The sequence below is a fragment of the Arthrobacter sp. NPDC058192 genome, from assembly GCF_042883665.1.
Classification (GTDB): domain Bacteria; phylum Actinomycetota; class Actinomycetes; order Actinomycetales; family Micrococcaceae; genus Arthrobacter.
The window spans coordinates 11,918-32,091 of sequence record NZ_JBHVVJ010000001.1; the positions used below are offsets into that span (position 1 = coordinate 11,918).

Sequence of the window (20,174 nt, forward strand, 5' to 3'; positions counted from 1 at the left end):
GCCCCCCACACTTCCCGCGGCCGGACCTTCCGCCTTCCCGCCGTCGGAGATGCCCCTTGCCACTATCTATGTCCATAGGTATGCTGTGACGCAGACCACTACCTATGTAGATAGATATAGCGAAGGAATGACATGACCGCGCTGATGCAGTCCGTTAGTTCGACAACCAACAAGGTGCTCGGGTATCCGCTGAATGCCTGGTACGTGGCCGCTTGGGACCACGAAGTGACCAGGAAGCCGATGTCCCGGCGGATCGCGGACCGGCCACTCGCCCTGTACCGCACCGAGGACGGCAAGGCCGTGGCGCTGGCGGACGCCTGCTGGCACCGGCTGGCGCCGCTCTCCATGGGGAAGACACTTGCCAAGGACCAGATCCAGTGCCCGTATCACGGCATCGTCTACAACTCCGCCGGCCGCTGCGTCTCCATGCCGGCCCAGGAAACCATTAACCCGAGCGCCACCGTACCGTCCTTCCCGGTGATTGAACGGTACCGGTATGTGTGGGTCTGGTTGGGTGATCCTACCCAGGCTGACCCGAGTTTGGTCCCGGACATGCACCAGATGAGCTCGGATGAATGGGCCGGCGATGGCGAGACCATCTTTGCCCCGTGCAATTACCAGCTGGTGCTGGACAACCTGATGGACCTCACGCACGAGGAGTTCGTCCACTCCTCCTCGATCGGGCAGGACGAACTGAGCGAGTCCGATTTCAAGGTGACCCAGGATGGCAGCACCGTCACAGTGTCCCGCTGGATGCTCGACATCGACGCGCCGCCGTTCTGGCTCAAGAACATGCGCGACAAGTTCCCGGACTTCGAGGGCAAGGTGGACCGCTGGCAGATCATCACCTTCCAGTCGCCGTCGACCATCAACATCGACGTTGGCGTCGCGAAGGCAGGCACCGGGGCGCCGGAAGGGGACCGCAGCCAGGGCGTGAACGGCTTCGTCATGAACACTATTTCCCCCGAAACTGCCAAGACCTGCCACTATTTCTGGGCCTTCATGCGCAACTACCGGCTGGAGAGCCAGCTCATCACTACCCAGCTCCGCAACGGAGTGAACGGCGTCTTCGGCGAGGACGAGGCCATGCTCAAAGCGCAGCAGGAGGCGATCGACGCCAACCCGGACTACGAGTTCTACAACCTCAATATCGACGCCGGCGGCATGTGGGTCCGAAGGCTCATCGAGCGCCAGCTCGCCGCCGAGGGCCGACTCATCCCCACGGTCTGAGCGACCCAGACACGCCCAGCAACGCCCAGCCCAGCAAGAGGTTAGAAGAACGACATGGCAGCAAGCAACATAGAGGTCTGGCAGACCGGAACCGTCGTCGAAGCGGAAGCAGTCACCGCCGAAACCCGACGGCTGGTCCTGTCCCAGTCGCTACCGAAGAAGGCCGAGCCCGGATCGCACATCGACGTCATCGTCACGATCAATGGGGAGCGCCATAAGCGCTCCTACTCGGTGGTGGATTCCAGCGAGGACGGTGCGAGCCTGGCCATCAGCGTTTACCGTGCCCCGCAATCCCGGGGCGGGTCAGTGTTCATGCAAGCGCTGGAGGTCGGGGACCAGTTGGAGATCACCCAACCGCTGCAAAACTTCCCGCTCCGCGTCGGTGCCCCGCGCTACGTGCTCCTCGCCGGCGGCATCGGCATCACCGCGATGGTCAACATGGCCCGGGTTCTCCGCAACATCAAGGCGGACTACACCCTCGTCTACGCGGGCCGCAGCCGCGCGGCCATGGCATACCTGCCCCAGCTCGAAGCGCTCCACGCCGACGCGCTCCGGGTGCACGTGGATGATGAAGGCACAGCGCTGAAGGTCGACGAGTTGCTTGCCGGGGTGGACCCGGAGACCGAACTCTACATGTGCGGACCCATCCGGTTGATGGACGCGGTGAAACGCGGCTGGGACGCACGCGGGCTGAGCGTACCGAACCTCAGGTATGAGACGTTCGGCAACAGCGGCTGGTTCGACCCAGAGGAGTTTGTCGTCCGTGTGCCGCGCCTGGACGTGGAGACGACCGTCGGACCCGGTGAGTCCATGCTGGAAGCCCTCGAGGCCGTCGGAGTCGACATGATGTTCGATTGCCGCAAGGGTGAATGCGGCCTCTGCGAAGTGCGCCTTCTAAGCCTCCAGGGCACCGTCGACCACCGCGATGTGTTCTACAGCGAGCGCCAGCAGCACGCGGCGGCAAAGATGTGCTGCTGCGTCTCCCGGGCCGTCAGCACCGGCACCGGAGCGCGGGCGGACGCAACCGGGGAACGCGCCGTCGTCACCATCGACCTCTGAGAATAGCGTCGTGCCCGGCGACGGAGGATAGTTTTGGGGCATGACGGCAAGCTACAGGTACGACGTCGAGATCCTCCATCTGCTCGTCTCCCCCGCACACGCGTACTTCGGCCGCGCCCGCGACGGGGCAGCGCCGGTCCCCACCGCCGACGCCGACCGGGTTGAGCTGGTTGCCGGTAAAGGCATCGTCGGCGACCGGTTCTTCGGCAAGGCCGCGCACATGGACGCAGCTGTCACGCTCCTTTCGGTCGAGGCCCTCGAAGCGATGGCCGCGGAGTTAGGCGTCGAGCCCTTCGACCCGCTCCTGACCCGGCGCAATGTGATCCTCAGGGGCGCCCATCTGGCGCCTCTTCTTGGCCATGAGTTTGGCCTGGAAGCGGGAGGCGATCTGGTGCAGCTCCGCGCCGGGCGGCCGGCCCACCCCTGCGTTTGGATGGACCGGATGCTCGCCCCGGGCGCGCATGCCGCCATGCGCGGGCGCGGAGGCGTGCGCTGCCAGCCGGTCTCGGACGGCATTTTGCGCCGAGGGCCGGCCGTGCTGGTCAGCCCCGTCCCGCTGGATCCCGGAGAGGCCGGCGCCGCCACCCTGCTGCGGCCGTCGCGGTTGCCCTAGCAGGTGCCGGAAGCCCGCTAGTCCCGTTCGGCGACCGCCTTCACGCCCTGCACCAGGCTGTCCCACATGCCCTGCGAGTGCTCAGCTTCCTCGGGGCTTGCGTTATTGTCCTGCGAGAGCGTCAGCTCTGTGGCTCCGGTCTGGGCCTGCAGAGTCCAGGTGAGCGTGTGGTAGTTCTCGGGCGTATCCTCTTGGCCGCTGAGCGGGCTGAAGTGCGTGACTGTGAGCCGCCGGCCGGGATCAAACTCAAGGATGCTGCCCCGGTCCTCGTACGCCTTGCCTTCCCAAATGCCGCGCCACACAATCGGGCTGCCCACCGTCCAGTCAGTCTCGACATCAGTGCCGAACATGAACTCCTTGATTGCGCCGGGGTCAGTGAGCACGGACCATACGCGGCTTGGTGGCGCCTCGATGGTGATGGTCGACGTCGCCACGTACTTTCCGGTCATAGCTCTCCCCTGCCCTCTGCGACTTTGGTGCGGACTCCTGCGAATCACTCAGCGCCGGCGGCGCACGGCACCGACACTACTCCGCCGGCCCTGCCTCCGTAAGGCCGAACGCCCGCAAGCCCGGTCCCCGTGGGAAATCCCCGCCCAACCGGGTAAATGGAGGCGGCTGAGCTTACGGCGCGCACGGTCAGCCTCGGGGCCGAGACCGGCGACCGCACGGGCCGGCCGTCAGGCAAGGGCTTTCTACCCTCGAGCTCGGCGCCGGCGCGGGCCATAATCCGAGGTATCCGGATAGCTTTCTGCCGAGAGGAGCCGACCGTGGCCACCACAACATTGCTGGCAGGGATACGGTTTACGGCCTGCGCCCTCACCATGGGGTTGGTCCTCCTGGTCGGGTCCGGATGTTCCTACGACAATCCGCCAGAAACCACGAAAATCACCGCAGCCACGAACGGGATCAACGCCACGGTCGGTCCAATGAAGCTGGCGGACATGCTCATCCTCGCCCACGCCGCGGACCAGCCCGGACGGATTCTGGGAACCGTTTTCAACACTTCGGCAAAAGACGCGGTCGTCACCATTTCCGGCGCATCGGGCTCGAAAGTATCGATTCCGGTCAAGGCCAACGGCGAGACCTCCCTGGCCCAATCGCCGGCCATGATGCTGGACCCCGCTGCGGGGCCCCCCGGCTCCCTGGTCACGGTTCGGGTGAGCGAAGATTCCACGGGCGCGTCGGCCGACGTGCAACTGCCGGTCCTGAACTCCACCCTGCCCGAGTATGAGTCCTACATGCCCGCAACGCCAGGACCCGGGACGACCTCTGGCACGACATCCAGCCCCAGCCCCACGAAGTAACACCGGACGCGCCCCCGATTGGCGCCGCCGTTGAACCTAGGCCGGGTAGATGGCGACGGCGGCGGCCTTGATGACGAAATACACGGTCATTCCTGGTGCCAGTCCGAGGTCGGCTGACGCGGCCGGAGTGATGTCAGCGGAGAGGCCCCCGGCGTGGACGCGGATCTGGTCGCCGTGCGGCTCGAGATCCGTGATGGTCACCCGGAAGGAGTTGCGCGGACTGCCGTGCTCTTCGGTGAGGAACACGGATACCGCCGACGGGGGAAAGACCGCGACGCCGTCCTGTCCGGGGCCGAGGGCATCGTCGTGGTGGCCGGCGACGACCATCCCAGTGGCGGTGGTGATGCCGGCGGCAGCGACGGTTCCGGCCACCAGGTTCAGGCCCGCCAGACCGGCCGCGAACCGGCTGCGCGGCCTTTCGAGGATGTCCCGGGTGGGTCCCGCCTCGCTGATCCGGCCGTCCTCGAGGACGATCACCCGGTCCGCGAGCATGAGCGCGTCCAGGATGTCGTGCGTGATGATGATGGCCCTGCGGCCGGCCAGGACGCGCTTGAGGAGCCGGCGGAGCAGGGGTGCCGCGTGGATGTCGAGGGCGGCCATGGGTTCGTCGAGGAGCAGCAGGTCGGGGTCGGCGGCGAGGGCCCGCGCGACGGCCACGCGCTGGGCCTGGCCGCCGGAGAGCTGTCCGGGACGGCGCGAGGCAAGTTCCCCGGCGTCGACTTCGGCCAGCCAGTGCATGGCGGTTTCCCGTGCCTCGGTGCTGGACGCGCCCGCACTGCGGGGTCCGAACGCCACGTTGTCCAGGGCACTGAGGTGCGGAAAGAGGAGCGCCTCCTGGGCCAGGAGTGCCGTGCCCCTGGTGTGCGGGGCACTCCAGAGATTCTTGTCTGCGGCCAGATCGAACAGGACCTTGTCGCCGAGCTGTGCCCTGCCCGTGTCGGGGCGCAGCAGCCCGGCGATGATGCCGAAGAGTGTCGATTTGCCGGCGCCGTTGGGGCCGAGGATGGCGATGGTCTCGGCCGGCCCAAGGCTGAGGGAGACGTCGAATCCCCGGGCCGCGAGGACCGCCTCCAGGTGAAAGGTCACAGTGCTGCCCTTTCGGGTGCCACGTTGCCGGGGCGCCGATAGGAGAGCCCGACGACGGCAATTGCCACGGCGACCAGCACGAGCGAGAGCGCGACGGCGGCGTCGGCGTCGGTTTCGCGTTGGAGGTAAATCTCGAGCGGCAGGGTGCGGGTCACCCCTTGCAGGCTGCCGGCGAAGGTCAGGGTGGCGCCGAATTCGCCCAGGCTGCGCGCGAAAGACAGGACGGCGCCGGAGGCCAGGCCGGGCAGGACCAGCGGGATGGTCACGCGGCGCAGCACGGTGCTTGGGCGTGCGCCGAGGGTGGCCGCGACGGCCTCGAATTTGCTGCCGGCGGTGCGCAGGGCACCTTCGAGGCTGACCACCAGGAACGGGAGGGCAACGTAGGTCTGTGCGAGCACGACGGCGGTGGTGGAGAAGGCGATCTGGATTCCAACCAGCCCCAGGCTCTTGCCCAGGAGTCCCTGGCGACCAAAGGTGTAGAGCAAAGCAATGCCTCCCACCACGGGAGGCAGGACCAGGGGCAGCAGGACGAAAGCCCTGAGGAGCCGCTGGCCGGGGAACGGGCTGCGGGCCAGGATGAGTGCCAGGGGCACGCCGAGGACGATGCAGGAGGCGGTGCTCGCCGCGGAGGTGCGCAGGCTCAGGCCCAGTGCGGTGAGTGAGGATTCGGAGGTGACCAGCGGGATGAACTGGGACCAGTTGACCCTGGCCACCATCGCGGCCAGCGGCAGCAGGACGAAGAATGCTCCTGCTGCCGCGATGGCGTAAATCCATGCCGGGATGCCGGTGTAGCCGGTGCCGCTGCGTCGGTGCATGCTGCCCGTTACGGAGCGCCGAATCCGGCGTCACTTAGGACCTTTTGGCCCTCGGCGCCGGTGACCGTTGCGATGAAGGCAGCTGCCAGGTCCTTGTTCTTGCTGTCGCCGACGGTGGCGATCGGGTAGGTGTTCACGGCTTGGTTCGATTCGGGGAACGGGACGCCCTTGACCTTGTCGCCGGCGGTCTTGACGTCGGTGACGTAGACGAGCCCGGCGTCGGCTTCACCGGAGGTGACCTTGCCTAGGACATCGGTGACGGAGGATTCCTCGCTGACCGGAGTGAGCGTGACGCCGGTGGCTTTTTCGACGGACTGGGTGGCGGCACCGCAGGGGACCTGCGGCGCGCAAACAACCACCTTGACGCCGGGCTTGGCGAGGTCGGCGAAGGAGCTGATCGATGCCGGGTTGGACGGCGGGACGGCGATCTGCAGGACGTTCGTGGCGAAGCTGGCCGGCGCCCCGTCGACCAGTTTCGCATCGGTGAGTTTGGCCATGTTCTTGGTGTCGGCCGAGGCGAAGACGTCCGCCGGCGCGCCTTGGGTGATCTGCGTGACCAGGTCCGAGGACCCAGCGAAGTTCAGCGTGATTGTGGTGCCGGGGTTCTTGGCCTCGAAGTCGCTGGCGATTTTGGTGAAGGTGGCCTTCAGCGACGCCGCGGCGAAGACGGTCGCCGTGCCGGAGAGCTTCGGTGTCTCGCTGGCGGTGGCATTGGCTGAACTGCTTGCCGCGGTTCCAGCCGTACCGGAGGCGCAGCCGGCCAGGCCAGCTGCCAGGGCGCCTGCAACGAACAGGGCGGCCTCGCGCTGGCGGGTAATCCTCATATGATGCTCTTTCCCTGGGGTGTCTCGATGATGACGGTCGTGGCTTTGACGACGGCGGTGGCGACGGAGCCGAGCTCCAGGCCCAGTTCGCGGACCGCTTCGCTGCTCATCAGGGACACGACCCGGAAGGGCCCGCACTGCAGCTCCACCTGCGCCATGACTTTGTCGGCGGTGATGGCTGTGACTAAACCGACGAACCGGTTGCGGGCCGAGGACCCCACCCGGGTGGGATCCTCGGGCAGCTGGGCCTGGTCACGGGCGAGGCGGGCGAGCTCCAGGCCGTCCACGGCCAACCGCCCGGAGTCGTCCTTGACCGGGGTCAGCATCCCATTCTCGGTCCAGCGCCGGACGGTGTCGTCACTGACCCCGAGGAAGCGTGCTGCTTCTGATACGCGAATTTTCGGCATGAACCCATAATCCACCATCTGCGGAAGAAAAGGGGATTTTGATCCGCAAATCAGGAGGAAGTGCCCATGAGGGGCCGCCCGCCCGACTTCGGCGAGCCGCCGCGTTACGCCAGAACCTCGTCGAGCTTGGTGAACGATGTGCCCCAGCCCTCGCGCGTCATGTCCACCCACTCGGTGCTGTCGAACGGCCCCTGGGTAAGGTGCAGCCGCGTCCGGGCGCCCAGGTCTTCAAACTCAAGCCGCATTTCGAGCTGGAGCGTGATGCCGGCGTCGGGCTCCGTCCTCTGGGTGGCCACCAGCAGCGACGGCGGGTCGTAGACGGAGATGACCGCGTCCACCGGCGACTCCTTGGTGGCGCCGTCCTCTTCATAGACCATGACCAGCCGCCAGGCACCGCCGACGCGGGGTTCGACCACGATCCGGTCCCGGGGCGAGTCCACCCCGACCGGACCGAACCACGCGGCGAGCTGGTCCGGATCGGTGAAGGCCTTGAAGACCAGTTCGCGGGGAGCATCGAACTCCCTGGTCATGGTGAGGGTGTGAGACTCACGGGTGTTCTGCTCTGCGCTCATTGTCTGGCTCCTGATTCTCGGGAAATTGCTGAATCTTTCGCAAATGCGCATCGAGACGGTTGAAGCTGGCGTCCCAGAAGCGCCTGTAATCTTCCATGTATTCGGCAACCTCGCGCAGCGGCGCGGCCTCGAGCTTCGAGGAGCGCCACTGCGCGTTCCGGCTCCGGGTGATCAGCCCTGCGGCTTCCAGGACCTTGAGGTGGCGCGAGACCGCAGGGAGGCTGATGTCGAACGGCTCGGCCAGCTGATTCACGGTCGCTTCGCCCTCCGCCAGCCGGGCCAGGATGGCCCTGCGGGTGGGGTCGGCGAGGGCCGAGAAGATCAGGCTGAGCCGATCGGTTGCCATCGTGGTATTCGCTCCGTATTTAATGCAAACGCTAATTAACTAACACGTTAAATATGCACGCGCATCCGCCCTCGCGTCAAGGGGGCCTGCCACTCGAGTACACCGGCACCAGATCAGAAAACGACAAAAGCGGGAGCAGGCAGGGGCCGGGGAGGACCGGTCCCTGCCTGCTCCCGCAGGCAGCTCGCTATTTCGACGCTACGAGAAGCGTCCGGGCCGGAAGGTGGCCAGCATCGGGTGCTTCTTGCCGGTCATGATCTCGCCCGCGAGAAGCTCGCCGGCGACGAGGCCGAGGGTGGCCCCGGAGTGGGTGAAGGCGACGAAGCAGCCGGGCACCTGGTCGAGTTCACCGAGGACGGGCTCACCGTCGCCGGGGATGGGCTTGTAGCCGATCTTCCAGGAGGCGGGCTTCAGTTCGGGGTGGCCGGCCATGAGTTTGGATGCCTCATCGGCAAGTTCCTGGACCACCTCGTCGGGGACGGTGAAGGAGCCGTCGGCGTGTTCGGTGATGTCCTCTTCGTACCAGTCGTGGTCCAAGGCGAAGGTGCTCCCGGGGTTGGGCCGGACGGCGGCGCGGGGAGTGTTCAGAACGGCCTTCACTTGGTGGTCCACAGGTTTCGTCAGCACGAGCATGGAGACGGGTGAACCGTTGGGGATTTCGACGCCGAGGGGCGCGACGACGGCGGGTGTTGCGGCGCCGCACGCCACGAGCACGGCGTCCGCCTCATAGGTGCCGCCAGCGGCGGTCTCTACGCCGGTGGTCCTGCCGGCGTCGACCGTGACGGACACTTTGCCTGCGTTGAGGACCAGTTCGCCGCCCCGGGCGTGGAATTCCTCCATCAGGTAGTCCACGAGGTCGGGCAGGCTGACCCAGCCTTCGCCGGGGTTGAAGATGGCATTGTCCGGAACGGCGTCTGCATCGATGCCCGGGGTGGCGGACGAAATCTGTTCAGGGGCCAGGAGCTTGGAGTCGTAGCCGATGGATTTCTCGTAAGCATGGCGGGTTTCCGTGACTGCCCCCTGCCCGGCGGCATTCCACATGAGGCCGCCGCCGAACTGCAGCCAGTCCCGGCCCGGGTCGGCGGCAAAAAGGGTGCGGTAGCGGTCCACGCCGGCGACCCGGAGCTGGTGGTACGGGGTGGACCGTTCCCCGGCGGAGTTCAGCCACGACAGCGAACGGCCGCTCGCCTCGCTGACCAGGCCACGCTCGGTCAGGAGGATCACGGAGGCGCCTTCGCGGAGCAGGTGGACGGCGGTGGAGACGCCGAGGATGCCGCCGCCGATGACGGCGACGCGTTTGGCTGAAGCAGTGGAGGACATTGGTTCTCCCTTTCTAAAAAATTGTGGCTGTACTGGTGCTGGCTCGTCCGGAAGTGGACCGGTCAGGCGAGGGCGTGGATTTTTTCGATGATTTTCAGGGCTTCGAGAGGCTCGGCGGGCTCGACGGGCAAGGGCCCGCGTCCATGGAGGGCGGCGGCCAGTTCAGTGTAGAAACGTGGGTAGGCTCCCCGCGCGGCAGGAACAGGGGCGGCAGAGCCGTCAACTCCCAGGACCCCCCAAGAGCCCTGGGGGTCGGCGCCGTAGACGGGATCCGTCGGCGCCATGCCGGCGGCGAGCGCGGGTTCCTGGCTGTCCAGGCCCCACTTGGTGTAGCCGGCTTCGGAGCCCAGGACATGGAAGCGTGGACCAACCTGGGCTGCCATCCCGTTCATCCAAAGCCGTGACCTGACCCCGGATTCGTGGAGCAGGGACACGAAGGCCTCGGTGTCGGCGCCCTCCGGTGCCGGGCCGTGGTTGGCGGTCTCCCCGTAGCTTTCCTCGATCGGGCCAAACAGCTGGATGGCCTGGTCGATGAGGTGGGCGCCGAGGTCGTGAAGAATGCCGCCGCCCTCGGCCAAGGTGGCGGAGTCCCGCCAATTCCCGAAGCCTTCAGGCCGCCACCACTCAAAGCGCGACTCGAACGTCCGGACCTCCCCCAAGGCGCCGTCAGCGAGGAGCCGCTGGAGCGTCAGGAAGTCGGCGTCCCACCGGCGGTTCTGGAACACCGTGAGCTGCACGCCGGCGTCGGATGCCCTGGTGATGAGTTCCTCACCGTGGGCCGCCGTCGTGACGAAGGGCTTGTCCACCACCACGTGGAGATTGTAGGCGATCGCCGTTGCGGCGAGGTCGAAATGTGTCAGAGGCGGGGTGCCGAGGACTACGAGGTCAAGATCTGCGGCGAGGGCGAACAGGGCATCCGGGGTGGGAACGATCCGGGCGTGCGGGTAGATCCTGGCCGCCTCGGCGGCGCGTTCGGGGTCGGCCGTCACGATGACATCGAGGGAATATGCGGGATCTGCTGCGACCAGTGGCGCATGGAAGACCTTGCCCGAGATCCCAAATCCGACGACGGCGGTGCGGATGGGTGCCGCTGTAGCCGTCCCCATCAGAGCACCTCAGAGAGGAAGCGCTGCAGGCGTTTGCTTTGGGGGTTGTCGAAGAGGTCGGCGGGCGCGCCGGCCTCGACGACTTCGCCCTCGTCCATGAAGACGACCTGGTCGGCGACCTTGCGGGCGAAGCCCATCTCGTGAGTGACCACCACCATGGTCATGCCGCGCTTGGCAAGGCCTGCCATGAGGTTCAGCACGCCTTTGACCAGTTCCGGGTCCAGGGCTGACGTGGCCTCGTCAAAGAGCATGACCTCAGGTTCCATGGCCAGGGCGCGGGCGATCGCGACGCGCTGCTGCTGTCCGCCGGAGAGGTCCCGGGGCCGGTGGTCGGCCCGTTCGGCGAGGCCTACCTCGGCCAGGCGGCGGCGGGCGTGGTCCCTGGCCTCGGCCTTGGGCATGCCCTTGACGCTCCACAGGGCCAGGGCCACGTTCTCGAGGGCGGTGTGGTCCGGGAAGAGGTTGAAGTGCTGGAAGACCATGCCGATGCGGGCGCGCAGGATGTCCGGCTTGACGCCCAGGGCGCTCTCGCCGGCCAGGAGCACGTCCCCGCTCTTGGGTTCGTGCAGGCGGTTGACTCCGCGCAGCAGGGTGGATTTGCCCGACCCGGAGGGCCCGATGATGCAGGTGGTGGTACCGGGCGCGACCGTGAGGCTGACGTTGCGGAGCACCTCGATGTCCCCGTAGGCCATGGTCAGGTTCTGCAGTTCCAGGCTGGAGCCGTGGAACGTCTCGACGTCCGGGGCGGCGTTGGTGGCACCGGAGGTGCTGTTGCTGGTGCTGTTGCTTGCGAGGCTCATGTGTTGCTCCCGGTGATCAGCGGTGATGCCGCATCAAGTTCTGTGACTTCCTTCAGGCCGCTGGTGGGCGGAGCGGGGCGGCGCCGGCCGGTGCGGAAGCGGTTGTCGAAGTAATTGACCAGGTGGGTCAGGGGGACCGTGATGACCAGGTAGAAGATTCCGGCCATGACCAGCGGTGAGAGGTTGCCGGAGAGGACGGCGGCGTCTTGGCCGACGCGGAAGAGTTCCCGCTCGGTGACCAGCAGGCCCAGGAAGTAGACCAGCGAGGAGTCCTTGACGATGGCGATGAACTGGTTCACCAGGGCCGGCAGGACGCGGCGGATGCCCTGCGGGACCACCACCAGGGCCATGGATTTCGCGTAGCTCATGCCCAGGGCGCGGCATGCCTCGCCCTGGCCCTTGTCCACGCTCTGGATCCCTGCGCGGAAGATTTCGCCGATGTAGGCACTGGCGATCAGGCTTAGCGCGATGATTCCCAGCGGGTACGGGGAGGGGCCGAAGATCGACTGGCTGAAGCGGGCGAATCCCTGGCCGATCAGCAGGATGGTCAGGATCGCGGGCAGGCCGCGGAAGAGGTCGGTGTAGATCCGGGCCGGAACCCGCAGCCATTTGGAGGGCGAGATGCCCATGACCGCGATGATCATGCCGAGGGCGACGCCGATGATGGTGGCGGCGATGGAGATGATCAGGGTGTTCAGGAGGCCAACCCCGAGGAGTTGGGGCAGAACTTCGGCCATCGCTTTGAAATCGAAGAAAGTACGGATGATGGTGCTGAACCAGTCCATGGTTGCTCTCAGACGTAGGTAGCTTGTGGGTCCCGGGCGGACCGTCGGTGGCGGTCCGCCCGGTCAGGTGGCAGCCGGGCTAGATGCCGGACGTGCGTGCGTTGCTGTGCGTGTCGGGACGTTACTTGCTGGCGGACGGGCTGGGTGCCGGGCTTGCCGTCTGCTCGGCCTTCGGCAGGTACTGCTCGGGCATCGGGGAGCCCGGGAACCACTTCTGGTACAGCTTCTTCCAGGTGCCGTCCTCCATCGCGGCGGCCAGGCCCTTGTTCAGGGCATCCTTGAAGGCGGTCTTGCCCTTCGCCACGGCAAAGCCTGCTGGAGCATCGAATGACGGGATATCGGCGGCACTGACCAGCCCGAACTGGGACTCATAGGACTTGGCGGCCTCATAGTCCAGGAAGTGCGCATCGACGGAGCCGCTGTTGACCGCGGCGATCGCGGTGTTGTTGTCCGGGAAGCGGACCAGGTTGGCGGACGTGAAGTTCTTGACCGCGTAAGCCTCCTGCAGGGTCCCCTGGACCACGCCGAGCCGCTTGCCGGACAGGCCGTTGGCATCCTTGATGCCCGAGTCCTTGGTGGTGATGACCGTCAGGTAGCCGGCGAGGTAGCCGTCGGAGAAGTCAACCGTTTCCTTGCGCTTGTCTGTGATGCCGATCGCGGCGACGCCCACGTCGAACTGGCCGTTGGAGACGGCGGCGAGCAGGCCGGAAAAGTCCTGGCCGGTGAAGACCACATTGTCCACCCCGGCCCGGTGGGCCACATCCTTGAACAGTTCGACGTCGAAGCCCGTGAAGTTACCCTTGGCGTCGGTGAACGTGTAAGGCTTCGAGTCGCCCAGGCTGGCCACCCGGATGGTGCCCGACTGGATCAGTCCGTACGGGTTGTCGGCCGTCGAGGTCGCCCCCGGGGACGAACCGGCACAGCCTGACAGTGCCAGGACCGTTGCGACAGCGGCCGCGACGAGCGCAGCCGGGCGCAAAATCATTCGTTTAGTCACTTCATTGTTCCAATCGTGGAAGTTAGGCGGCCTTCGGCCCTCTGCTCTGAATCCCTTGCTGAGTCCGGTCTCAACGCTTACGATTGAGACCGGACTCACATCGGGGTTGCTAAAAAATGTAACCCAAGCCACAACGGCCGTCAAGGCCCCTTCGAAAGGCCGCATATGAGCAGTAACAATTCACGGCGACGCGACATCACGGTTGCGGATGTCGCGAAGGCCGCACAGGTCTCCAAGGCCCAGGCTGCCCGCGCGCTGGGGAACTACGGCGCCGTCAGCGACGAGGTCCGGGAGCGTGTTCTGGCGGCAGCGGAGGAGCTGTCCTACCGACCGAACGAGCTCGCCCGCAGCATGAACACCGGAAAATCACACACCATCGGCGTAGTGGTCGGCGACATCGAAAACCCCCACTTCGGCCTGGCCACCAGGGGCATCACGGACACCGCCAAAAAGAGCGGCTTCAACGTCATCCTGGTCAACACCGATGAGGACACGGCGGCCGAAGTTGACGCTGTCCGGGTACTGCTGGACAAGCGCGTGGACGGCCTGATTGTGGCGCCGGCGTCCTCGGTCGAAACCCAACATCTACAGCGCGTTCAGGACTCCGGCCGGCCCTTGGTGCTGCTGGACCGAAAGGCCGGGCAGATGGACATAGAGACCATGGCCGTGAACATGGCCGATATTTCCCACGAGTCCACTCTCCACCTGCTGCAGGCCGGACACCGCCGGATCGCCTTCATTTCCACGCTAAGGACCGAATCTCCCTACCGCCCCGGAATGCTGCTCGATTCCTCGCAGATCGCGGAAAGACTTGACGGCATGCGGCAGGCCTTCCAGGAGCAGGAGTTGCCCTTCCCGGAGGACCTCGTGCGGTTGAACGCCGGTGATGCAGAATCCATCCGCCGCATTACCCGCGATGTGCTGCTCATGCCGAACCAGGCCACCGCCATCGTCGCTTCCGACGGGCTCATTGCCCTCAGCATCGTGGAGGCGATCCAGGAGCTGGAACTCGCCATCCCGGCAGACGTCTCGTTCCTCATGTATGACGACTTCTCCTGGACGCGCCTGACCACCCCGCCGCTGACAGTCATCGCGCAGCCCGTGTACAACATGGGCGTGGCCGCCGCGAAGGCACTGATCCGCCAAATCGAGGGCTTGCCGCCCGCGGTCCCCGCGCCCAAGTTCACCGCGACGCTGGTCCGCCGGGGATCCGTAGGGACGCTGAGACCGGCGGAAGCACACAGCTAGCACCAACGCCCCGGGGTGAACAGCCGGTTCCGCGTTCGGCTCGCCCTCGCGGGCCCGCGCTCCCCTGTGATGAGATTCACGCTCCATTTTCCGCCATCTGGCTTGAGCCTGCCGTGCGGCGCTGTGCACTATGGAAAGGCAAAGCCGGGAATCCTCGGCTGACGCAGCCCGATGTTCCTGCAGCCGCCAGATGGTCGCAGTGAAGGTCAGGCACCCATCCTGGTGGACGCAATGAGGCCAAACCGGTGAGCTCGCAGAGCTGCCAAGGTCTCAGGCGTTCCTGGTTTGGACCTACGACGGCTCCGCATCGGTGCGGCAGCCGGACACCCGGATCACGAATGGAAGCACTGAACAATGACGTTTGAATCTGCCACCTCTGAAACCCACAAGCTCTGGGACCGCGCCACCATGCACCACGAGCTGGATGCGCTGGTCCACGACCTCTCCGAGCGCCACAACACCGCCAAGAGCAACATCGCGGTCCACGCCAGCGGCCCGAACACCTTCACGTTCAGCCTGAGCCACGGAGCTTAAGGCCCGGTTTTCCGGCAGTTAGCAACGCCAAACGACGACGGCGGGAGTCACCTCCCGCCGTCGTCGTTTTTGCATTCGGGCAATTTCCACTACAGCCGCCCTCACGGGCGCATTTGTAACCCAGGTCACATTGCCTCTATTCTTTTATGGGGCCACAGCGTGGTGGCCCCGTTTTAGAGCGGAGATTCTGTGAACGAGAAGCTGCGGGTGCTGGTCCGAGTGGACCTCGACGGCGCCAAGGCCCACGTCAACGTCCAGGGGCATGTGACCTCCAAGAGCGTCCACGGCCTGTACGACGTGGTGAAGCGCGCTAGCTCGTTGGCCACCGGACTGTCACTGGAACTGGATGTCACCCGTGCACAGACCGAGCCCGACGCCATGGAGGAACTGCATGCGTGCGCGAAGTCGCATCATCTGCCTGTGCGCGTCGACCCGCTCCAGCACGACTATCGGCTCAGGATCCTGACGCCGGACCGTGCGATATCGCCGGCATCCTCACTCGTCCTGGCAGCCTGATTCAGGACGACGGCGGGCCTTCCCGCTGTCGTCGGCTTTAGTGAGCGGATCAGAACGCGGGGCCTCCGGGCTCGGCGAGCGGTTGCTCGCGCTGGAGCTGGGCGACCTTCGGATCGTTCTCGTCGGCGCCGTAGTCCGAGCGGCGGGTGATGTCCGTCCCGTCGGAGAGCTTCAATGCGCGGAAGAGCAGGGACAGGCCGGCGGCAACGATGAGGTTTATGGCAAACGCCACCACAGCGATGTAGACCTGCACGTCGGTGCCGGGAATGGGCGCGATGGAGCCGCCAAAGTTGGCCTTGGTGACGGGGTTGACCACGTTGTACGCCGCGACGGTGCCGTAGACGATGCCGGCCAGCCAGCCGCCGAACAGGGCCCACCGGTGGAACCAGCGGGTGTAGAGCCCCGCCACGATCGCCGGGAAGGTCTGCAGGATCCAGATGCCGCCGAGCAGCTGCATGTTGATCGCCGCTGACTGGTCCATGCCAATGACGAAGACCAGCGCACCGAACTTCACCACCAGGGAAGCGATCTTGGAGACTTTGGCTTCCTGCCGTGGTGTGGCGTCCGGCCGCATCAGGTCTCGGTAAATGTTGCGCGTGAACAGGTTCGCCGCGGCGATGGACATGATCGCAGCCGGGACCAGGGCACCGATGGCGATGGCGGCCAGGGCGATGCCGGCGAACCAGGACGGGAAGTTGTCGAGGAACAGCTGCGGCACCACGAGCTGCGGATTGACGGTGCCGTTCAGGTCGATGGGGTTCGTGCCGGCGAAGATGGCCACGTAGCCCAGGAGCGCCAGGAACCCCAGCATCAGCGAGTACAGCGGCAGGACTGCCGCATTCTTGCGGATCGTGTTCCTGCTCTTGGTGGCCAGGACGCCGGTGATCGAGTGCGGGTACATGAACAGTGCCAGGGCCGAGCCCAGGGCCAGGGTCCAGTAGGCGGAGTAACTGGCCGCGCCGGGAATGAACACTCCAACGGGTTTGCCGGTGGCCGGGTTGGTGGCACCGAGTTTCGTCTCGGCGGAATCGAAGATGGTTCCCCAGCCGCCGAACTTGATCGGAAGGTAGATGACTGCCACGAGCACCGCCAGATAGATCAGCAGATCCTTCACCACGGCGATCAGGGCGGGAGCCCGCAGCCCGGACGTGTACGTGTAGGCGGCCAGGACCACGAAGGCGATGATCAGCGGCAGGTCCGTCAGCAGCACGTTTTCCGCGCTGCCCAGGCCCAGCACCGTGAGCACGGCCCTGATGCCGACCAGCTGGAGCGCGATGTAGGGCATGGTCGCGACGATGCCGGTGACGGCGACGGCCAGGGTCAGCGCCCTGCTGCCGTAGCGGCCGCCCACGAAATCCGCGGGTGTGACGAATCCGTGCCGATGCGAGACGGACCACAGCCGGCTCATCAGGAGGAACACGATCGGGTACAGCACGATCGTGTATGGCACCGCGAAGAAACCGCTCACGGCCCCGGTGGCCCACATCGCGGCCGGAACGGCCACGAAGGTGTAGGCCGTATAGAGGTCGCCGCCGAGCAGGAACCAGGTCACCCAGGTTCCGAATCCGCGGCCCCCGAGGCCCCACTCGTCCAGGCTGTGCAGGCCGGTGCCCTCTCCCCGGCGCCACCGCGCTGCCACGAACCCCAGCACCGCCACCAGGACGAAGAGAAGGATCACAATTGTGAGTGCGATCCAGTTAATGGGCCGGTCCGGGGCGGCCAGCGGCACGGCGGCCGCGGCGTTCATCGTTCCTCCCCGGCGTCGGTCGTGTCCCGCACGGCTTCACGCCGGCGGCGGTCCTCCTTGCTAACCAGCCAGAAGGAAATCCCCACCAGGGCCGACGTGATCGGAATCCACGCCATCTGGTACCAGTAGAAGAAGGGCATACCGGCCAGGCTCGGATCGGCGACCGAATAGGCGGGCACAAACAACGGAACGACGACCGCGATGGTCAGCAGGATTCCGGTGATGGCATAAGGACCGGGTCTTGCTGGCCCGCGCGTTGGCATATCGTGCGTTGGCATATCAGGGCTGGACATCTCAGGGCTGGACATCGACGCCTCCTCTTCGAGACGGCCCCGGTGCGGGAACGCTTCCCGGGACGTGCCGGCGGCCTGGACCGTGTGTCGCGGCGGTCCCTAGGAACAGAATAGACACTGGATTTACTGTCCAACAGGGCAAACGCAATTGCCACCGGGCGGCCGCCACCCGGAGAATGGAGCCCATGACCGCTGTGACCCTGCTGGCCTTTGCCGGACTGTGCCTGCTGCTCTCCATCACCCCCGGCCCGGACACCTTCCTGGTGCTGCGGATCTCGCTGCAGAGTGCCGCGGCCGGCCTTGCCGCCGCGCTCGGCTCGGCCATTGCCGCCCTGGTCTGGGCCGCGCTGGTGGGCGTGGGGCTCGCCGCTATCCTGGAGGACTCCGCGGAAGTGTTCCGCTGGCTGAAGATCGCAGGCGGCCTGTACCTGCTGTATCTGGGAATCTCCTCGCTGATCCGGGCCCGCCGGACCAAGGTCCCGGCGGCGGAAGGGCAGGCTCCGCGCCGAAGCTACAGCCGGAAGGCCGGGTTCGGCGCCGGCGCGCTCTCGACACTGCTCAACCCCAAGGTCGGCCTCTTCTACCTCGCCGTCGTGCCGCAGTTCATCCCGCACGGCGGCAACACGCTGGACACCGCGATGGTGCTCGGTGCGATCGAAAGCGTCATCGGCTTCCTCTATCTGGCGGCCGTATCCGTCGTGGCTGCGAAGGCAATGGCCTGGCTGAAGCGCCCCCGGGTCAGCAGCTGGCTCGAACGTGGCAGCAGCGGCATCATCGCCGCCCTGGGCCTGGGCGTCCTGGCATCCAGCGCCAACGCCTGACCCGTGCCTCGGGCGCCGGCGAGTTTCTGTCCAGACATTAGGGCGCCGGCCAGCACTTCCCCCAACCCGTGGATTGGCGGAACCTAGTTTGCCGAGCTGGACGCGTCGCTGGATCGGTGCAGTGGATGCTGCCCGTCAGCGTCGCCGTGATCGGAACCTGTGAGAACCTCAACAACAGCGAGTTGACCGGTTGTGTCAGGGACGCCAGGGAATTGAACGTGTGGAGCAGCATCAGCAGCGGGCATGGGCGGCTCGCTCATAGAACGCATGCGCAGAAGCGCAATGGCGGAAATGAGGAACCACGCCACATTTGTGACAACTGATGGCCACGCTTGGTGGAATGCGCCATTGACGATAAAGGCACAAGCGCCGAGGAGGTTTGCCGTCTGGAAACCCTTGCCGGCCTTTAGCCAATTCATGGAGACAGCTAGGTATGCACTGAGTATGGCAGCGGCGCCTGCCCAGCCGGCAATTTCCCACAGCAGTTCCATGGTGTTCCTTCAGGTGTGGCCCGTCCGTTAGCGTCGGGCGGTGTCTTGTTGTTGGTTAGGACTTTGTTGGACGGCATTGCCGGATGGATCTGGGCACCCCGGAATAGGCATTTGGTCGGTGCTGGTGTCGCTGAGCTCTTGGGGTTCGGCCCATGCTTGGTAGCCGAGCGCAGCTTCGAACATTGTACGCGTGTGCCGCCCTGCGTGAATCACCCGGGCGGCACACCTGTTTCGTGCTCGACAGGGCCCTGGGGCGGACCACAAAAAAGGACCTCCGGTATCGGTTGGGATCGAATCCCGTCTCGATGCCGGAGGTCCCGGTTTTGGATCACGCCCCGGAGTCTGCGCCCCGGAGTGGCCGCGTCAGCGGAGCACCACTGTACGGTTTCCCTGCAGGATGACCCTGCCCTCGCAGTGCCAGCGGACGGCGTTGGAGAGCGCTTTGCATTCGGTGTCACGCCCCGCGGCCACGAGGTCTTCGGGCCCGTAGGTGTGGTCCACTTCCACCACCTGCTGGGCGATGATCGGTCCCTCGTCCAGCTCGGCGTTGACGTAGTGGGCTGTGGCGCCGACGGTTTTGACGCCGCGGGCGTACGCCTGGTGGTACGGCTTGGCGCCCTTGAAGCTGGGCAGGAAGGAGTGGTGGATGTTGATGGCCCGGCCGTCGAGCTCGCGGGTTAACTCGTCGCTGAGCACCTGCATGTAGCGCGCCAGCACCACGAGCTCCACGTCCATCCGGTCGATCAGTTCCAGGAGCCGCTGTTCGGCCGCGGGCTTGGTGTCCGGGGTGATGGGCACATGGAAGAAGGGGATTCCGTGCCATTCGACGGTCCGCCGGTGATCGGGATGGTTGGAGACGACGCCGACGATCTCGATGGGCAGTTCACCGGTACGGGCCCGGTACAGCAGATCGTTGAGGCAGTGCTCGAATTTCGAAACCATGATCAGGACGCGCCGTTTGCTCCCGTGCCGCCGCAGGTCCCAGCGCATGCCGAATTTATCGGCGACCGGAACAAACGCCTCCCTGAGCTGCTCAAGAGTGTTGTGGTCTCCGGCCGATTCGAAGTGGAGCCGCATGAAGAAGTGGCCGTCCAGCTGCGAGTCGAACTGTTTGCTTTCAAGGATGTCGCAGCCCTGGTCCAGCAGGAATCCCGAAACGCCGTGCACGATTCCGCGCCTCTCCGGGCAATCGAGGGTCAGGATGTGCTCCACGGTGGTGGCCGGCTTTTCGGCAGAGGTCTCAGTTTGGGTCATGGTCAT

At 65.8% G+C, this 20,174-nt stretch carries 24 protein-coding genes; 8 read left to right on the forward strand and 16 right to left on the reverse strand.

The features are described from left to right. The first annotated feature begins 132 nt into the window (after positions 1–132). The 3 genes from ACFVVK_RS00075 to ACFVVK_RS00085 are packed head-to-tail and all read left to right on the forward strand — an operon-like array spanning position 133 to position 2,902. Entirely contained in the window at positions 133–1,230 is a 1,098-nt protein-coding gene (locus tag ACFVVK_RS00075; protein WP_390261688.1) for an aromatic ring-hydroxylating dioxygenase subunit alpha, read from the forward strand. A gap of 54 nt (positions 1,231–1,284) precedes the next feature. Then, positions 1,285–2,289, forward strand: a complete 1,005-nt coding sequence (locus tag ACFVVK_RS00080) for a PDR/VanB family oxidoreductase (protein ID WP_390261691.1) — start codon at positions 1,285–1,287, stop codon at positions 2,287–2,289. Between the two features lie 40 nt (positions 2,290–2,329). After that, complete coding sequence (locus ACFVVK_RS00085; protein WP_390261694.1) at positions 2,330–2,902, forward strand: MOSC domain-containing protein; 573 nt, start codon at positions 2,330–2,332, stop codon at positions 2,900–2,902. Between the two features lie 17 nt (positions 2,903–2,919). Here ACFVVK_RS00085 and ACFVVK_RS00090 read toward each other — a convergent pair whose 3' ends face one another. Then, positions 2,920–3,351, reverse strand: a complete 432-nt coding sequence (locus ACFVVK_RS00090; protein ID WP_390261697.1) for an SRPBCC domain-containing protein — start codon at positions 3,349–3,351, stop codon at positions 2,920–2,922. Positions 3,352–3,669: 318 nt separating this feature from the next. On the opposite strand from ACFVVK_RS00090, the gene ACFVVK_RS00095 reads away from it, so the two are divergent. Then, entirely contained in the window at positions 3,670–4,206 is a 537-nt protein-coding gene (locus tag ACFVVK_RS00095) for a hypothetical protein (protein ID WP_390261700.1), read from the forward strand. A gap of 36 nt (positions 4,207–4,242) precedes the next feature. Here ACFVVK_RS00095 and ACFVVK_RS00100 read toward each other — a convergent pair whose 3' ends face one another. The 11 genes from ACFVVK_RS00100 to ACFVVK_RS00150 form a co-directional block, all read right to left on the reverse strand. Further along, positions 4,243–5,292, reverse strand: a complete 1,050-nt coding sequence (locus ACFVVK_RS00100) for a sulfate/molybdate ABC transporter ATP-binding protein (protein ID WP_390261703.1) — start codon at positions 5,290–5,292, stop codon at positions 4,243–4,245. Then, positions 5,289–6,107, reverse strand: coding sequence for an ABC transporter permease (locus tag ACFVVK_RS00105; RefSeq protein WP_390261706.1), 819 nt, complete (start codon positions 6,105–6,107; stop codon positions 5,289–5,291). Before ACFVVK_RS00105 ends, ACFVVK_RS00100 begins: the two co-directional genes overlap by 4 nt. Positions 6,108–6,115: 8 nt before the next feature. After that, complete coding sequence (gene modA / locus ACFVVK_RS00110; protein WP_390261708.1) at positions 6,116–6,931, reverse strand: molybdate ABC transporter substrate-binding protein; 816 nt, start codon at positions 6,929–6,931, stop codon at positions 6,116–6,118. Further along, positions 6,928–7,338: a molybdopterin-binding protein gene (locus tag ACFVVK_RS00115; RefSeq protein ID WP_390261711.1), complete on the reverse strand. Its 411-nt coding sequence runs from the start codon at positions 7,336–7,338 to the stop codon at positions 6,928–6,930. The genes modA and ACFVVK_RS00115 overlap by 4 nt, the downstream gene beginning before the upstream one ends. A 104-nt stretch (positions 7,339–7,442) precedes the next feature. Beyond that, complete coding sequence (locus ACFVVK_RS00120; RefSeq protein ID WP_390261714.1) at positions 7,443–7,910, reverse strand: SRPBCC domain-containing protein; 468 nt, start codon at positions 7,908–7,910, stop codon at positions 7,443–7,445. Next, complete coding sequence (locus ACFVVK_RS00125; RefSeq protein WP_390261715.1) at positions 7,885–8,256, reverse strand: ArsR/SmtB family transcription factor; 372 nt, start codon at positions 8,254–8,256, stop codon at positions 7,885–7,887. Before ACFVVK_RS00125 ends, ACFVVK_RS00120 begins: the two co-directional genes overlap by 26 nt. A gap of 198 nt (positions 8,257–8,454) precedes the next feature. Continuing rightward, a complete protein-coding gene (locus tag ACFVVK_RS00130; protein WP_390261717.1) occupies positions 8,455–9,576 on the reverse strand; it encodes an NAD(P)/FAD-dependent oxidoreductase in 1,122 nt (373 codons plus the stop codon). Positions 9,577–9,638: 62 nt separating this feature from the next. After that, positions 9,639–10,682 (reverse strand): Gfo/Idh/MocA family oxidoreductase, encoded by a 1,044-nt coding sequence (locus ACFVVK_RS00135; RefSeq protein ID WP_390261720.1) that lies wholly within the window; start codon positions 10,680–10,682, stop codon positions 9,639–9,641. After that, complete coding sequence (locus ACFVVK_RS00140) at positions 10,682–11,482, reverse strand: amino acid ABC transporter ATP-binding protein (RefSeq protein WP_390261723.1); 801 nt, start codon at positions 11,480–11,482, stop codon at positions 10,682–10,684. The genes ACFVVK_RS00135 and ACFVVK_RS00140 overlap by 1 nt, the downstream gene beginning before the upstream one ends. Further along, a complete protein-coding gene (locus tag ACFVVK_RS00145; protein WP_390261726.1) occupies positions 11,479–12,267 on the reverse strand; it encodes an amino acid ABC transporter permease in 789 nt (262 codons plus the stop codon). Before ACFVVK_RS00145 ends, ACFVVK_RS00140 begins: the two co-directional genes overlap by 4 nt. Before the next feature lie 121 nt (positions 12,268–12,388). Beyond that, positions 12,389–13,252, reverse strand: coding sequence for an ABC transporter substrate-binding protein (locus tag ACFVVK_RS00150; protein WP_390262751.1), 864 nt, complete (start codon positions 13,250–13,252; stop codon positions 12,389–12,391). A gap of 177 nt (positions 13,253–13,429) precedes the next feature. On the opposite strand from ACFVVK_RS00150, the gene ACFVVK_RS00155 reads away from it, so the two are divergent. The 3 genes from ACFVVK_RS00155 (at position 13,430) to ACFVVK_RS00165 (ending at position 15,562) form a co-directional block, all read left to right on the forward strand. Beyond that, positions 13,430–14,512 carry a LacI family DNA-binding transcriptional regulator gene (locus ACFVVK_RS00155; RefSeq protein WP_390261729.1) on the forward strand — a complete coding sequence of 361 codons (1,083 nt, stop codon included), beginning with the start codon at positions 13,430–13,432 and terminating at the stop codon, positions 14,510–14,512. A 354-nt stretch (positions 14,513–14,866) separates the two neighbouring features. Then, positions 14,867–15,046 carry a hypothetical protein gene (locus ACFVVK_RS00160; RefSeq protein WP_390261732.1) on the forward strand — a complete coding sequence of 60 codons (180 nt, stop codon included), beginning with the start codon at positions 14,867–14,869 and terminating at the stop codon, positions 15,044–15,046. A gap of 189 nt (positions 15,047–15,235) precedes the next feature. Beyond that, entirely contained in the window at positions 15,236–15,562 is a 327-nt protein-coding gene (locus tag ACFVVK_RS00165) for a hypothetical protein (RefSeq protein ID WP_390261734.1), read from the forward strand. Positions 15,563–15,611: 49 nt separating this feature from the next. Here the strand turns inward: ACFVVK_RS00165 and mctP are convergent, their stop codons facing one another. Together mctP and ACFVVK_RS00175 are read right to left on the reverse strand one after the other, a co-directional pair. Continuing rightward, positions 15,612–17,309 carry a monocarboxylate uptake permease MctP gene (gene mctP / locus ACFVVK_RS00170; protein ID WP_390261737.1) on the reverse strand — a complete coding sequence of 566 codons (1,698 nt, stop codon included), beginning with the start codon at positions 17,307–17,309 and terminating at the stop codon, positions 15,612–15,614. Beyond that, on the reverse strand, positions 17,306–17,617 hold the full coding sequence (locus ACFVVK_RS00175; protein ID WP_390261739.1) for a DUF3311 domain-containing protein: 312 nt from the start codon (positions 17,615–17,617) through the stop codon (positions 17,306–17,308). Before ACFVVK_RS00175 ends, mctP begins: the two co-directional genes overlap by 4 nt. Before the next feature lie 170 nt (positions 17,618–17,787). Here ACFVVK_RS00175 and ACFVVK_RS00180 point away from each other — a divergent pair, with 170 nt between their 5' ends. Then, positions 17,788–18,423 carry a LysE family translocator gene (locus ACFVVK_RS00180; RefSeq protein ID WP_390261742.1) on the forward strand — a complete coding sequence of 212 codons (636 nt, stop codon included), beginning with the start codon at positions 17,788–17,790 and terminating at the stop codon, positions 18,421–18,423. Between the two features lie 83 nt (positions 18,424–18,506). On the opposite strand, the gene ACFVVK_RS00185 is transcribed toward ACFVVK_RS00180, so the two are convergent. Both ACFVVK_RS00185 and purU read right to left on the reverse strand, forming a co-directional pair. After that, positions 18,507–18,914, reverse strand: a complete 408-nt coding sequence (locus tag ACFVVK_RS00185; RefSeq protein WP_390261745.1) for a hypothetical protein — start codon at positions 18,912–18,914, stop codon at positions 18,507–18,509. 363 nt (positions 18,915–19,277) lie between these two features. Further along, positions 19,278–20,174, reverse strand: a complete 897-nt coding sequence (gene purU / locus ACFVVK_RS00190; protein ID WP_390261748.1) for a formyltetrahydrofolate deformylase — start codon at positions 20,172–20,174, stop codon at positions 19,278–19,280.

Bases quoted from the DNA above. Each gene is read 5' to 3' on its own strand.
- ACFVVK_RS00075 (WP_390261688.1), top strand. From the start codon at position 133: ATGACCGCGCTGATGCAGTCCGTTAGTTCGACAACCAACAAGGTGCTC.
- ACFVVK_RS00145 (WP_390261726.1), bottom strand. From the start codon at position 12,267: ATGGACTGGTTCAGCACCATCATCCGTACTTTCTTCGATTTCAAAGCG.
- ACFVVK_RS00125 (WP_390261715.1), bottom strand. From the start codon at position 8,256: ATGGCAACCGATCGGCTCAGCCTGATCTTCTCGGCCCTCGCCGACCCC.
- ACFVVK_RS00160 (WP_390261732.1), top strand. From the start codon at position 14,867: ATGACGTTTGAATCTGCCACCTCTGAAACCCACAAGCTCTGGGACCGC.
- mctP (WP_390261737.1), bottom strand. From the start codon at position 17,309: ATGAACGCCGCGGCCGCCGTGCCGCTGGCCGCCCCGGACCGGCCCATT.
- ACFVVK_RS00090 (WP_390261697.1), bottom strand. From the start codon at position 3,351: ATGACCGGAAAGTACGTGGCGACGTCGACCATCACCATCGAGGCGCCA.
- ACFVVK_RS00080 (WP_390261691.1), top strand. From the start codon at position 1,285: ATGGCAGCAAGCAACATAGAGGTCTGGCAGACCGGAACCGTCGTCGAA.
- ACFVVK_RS00130 (WP_390261717.1), bottom strand. From the start codon at position 9,576: ATGTCCTCCACTGCTTCAGCCAAACGCGTCGCCGTCATCGGCGGCGGC.
- ACFVVK_RS00180 (WP_390261742.1), top strand. From the start codon at position 17,788: ATGACCGCTGTGACCCTGCTGGCCTTTGCCGGACTGTGCCTGCTGCTC.
- ACFVVK_RS00175 (WP_390261739.1), bottom strand. From the start codon at position 17,617: ATGTCCAGCCCTGAGATGTCCAGCCCTGATATGCCAACGCACGATATG.
- ACFVVK_RS00135 (WP_390261720.1), bottom strand. From the start codon at position 10,682: ATGGGGACGGCTACAGCGGCACCCATCCGCACCGCCGTCGTCGGATTT.
- ACFVVK_RS00185 (WP_390261745.1), bottom strand. From the start codon at position 18,914: ATGGAACTGCTGTGGGAAATTGCCGGCTGGGCAGGCGCCGCTGCCATA.
- ACFVVK_RS00140 (WP_390261723.1), bottom strand. From the start codon at position 11,482: ATGAGCCTCGCAAGCAACAGCACCAGCAACAGCACCTCCGGTGCCACC.
- modA (WP_390261708.1), bottom strand. From the start codon at position 6,931: ATGAGGATTACCCGCCAGCGCGAGGCCGCCCTGTTCGTTGCAGGCGCC.
- ACFVVK_RS00085 (WP_390261694.1), top strand. From the start codon at position 2,330: ATGACGGCAAGCTACAGGTACGACGTCGAGATCCTCCATCTGCTCGTC.
- ACFVVK_RS00150 (WP_390262751.1), bottom strand. From the start codon at position 13,252: ATGATTTTGCGCCCGGCTGCGCTCGTCGCGGCCGCTGTCGCAACGGTC.
- ACFVVK_RS00115 (WP_390261711.1), bottom strand. From the start codon at position 7,338: ATGCCGAAAATTCGCGTATCAGAAGCAGCACGCTTCCTCGGGGTCAGT.
- ACFVVK_RS00120 (WP_390261714.1), bottom strand. From the start codon at position 7,910: ATGAGCGCAGAGCAGAACACCCGTGAGTCTCACACCCTCACCATGACC.
- ACFVVK_RS00105 (WP_390261706.1), bottom strand. From the start codon at position 6,107: ATGCACCGACGCAGCGGCACCGGCTACACCGGCATCCCGGCATGGATT.
- purU (WP_390261748.1), bottom strand. From the start codon at position 20,174: ATGACCATGACCCAAACTGAGACCTCTGCCGAAAAGCCGGCCACCACC.
- ACFVVK_RS00155 (WP_390261729.1), top strand. From the start codon at position 13,430: ATGAGCAGTAACAATTCACGGCGACGCGACATCACGGTTGCGGATGTC.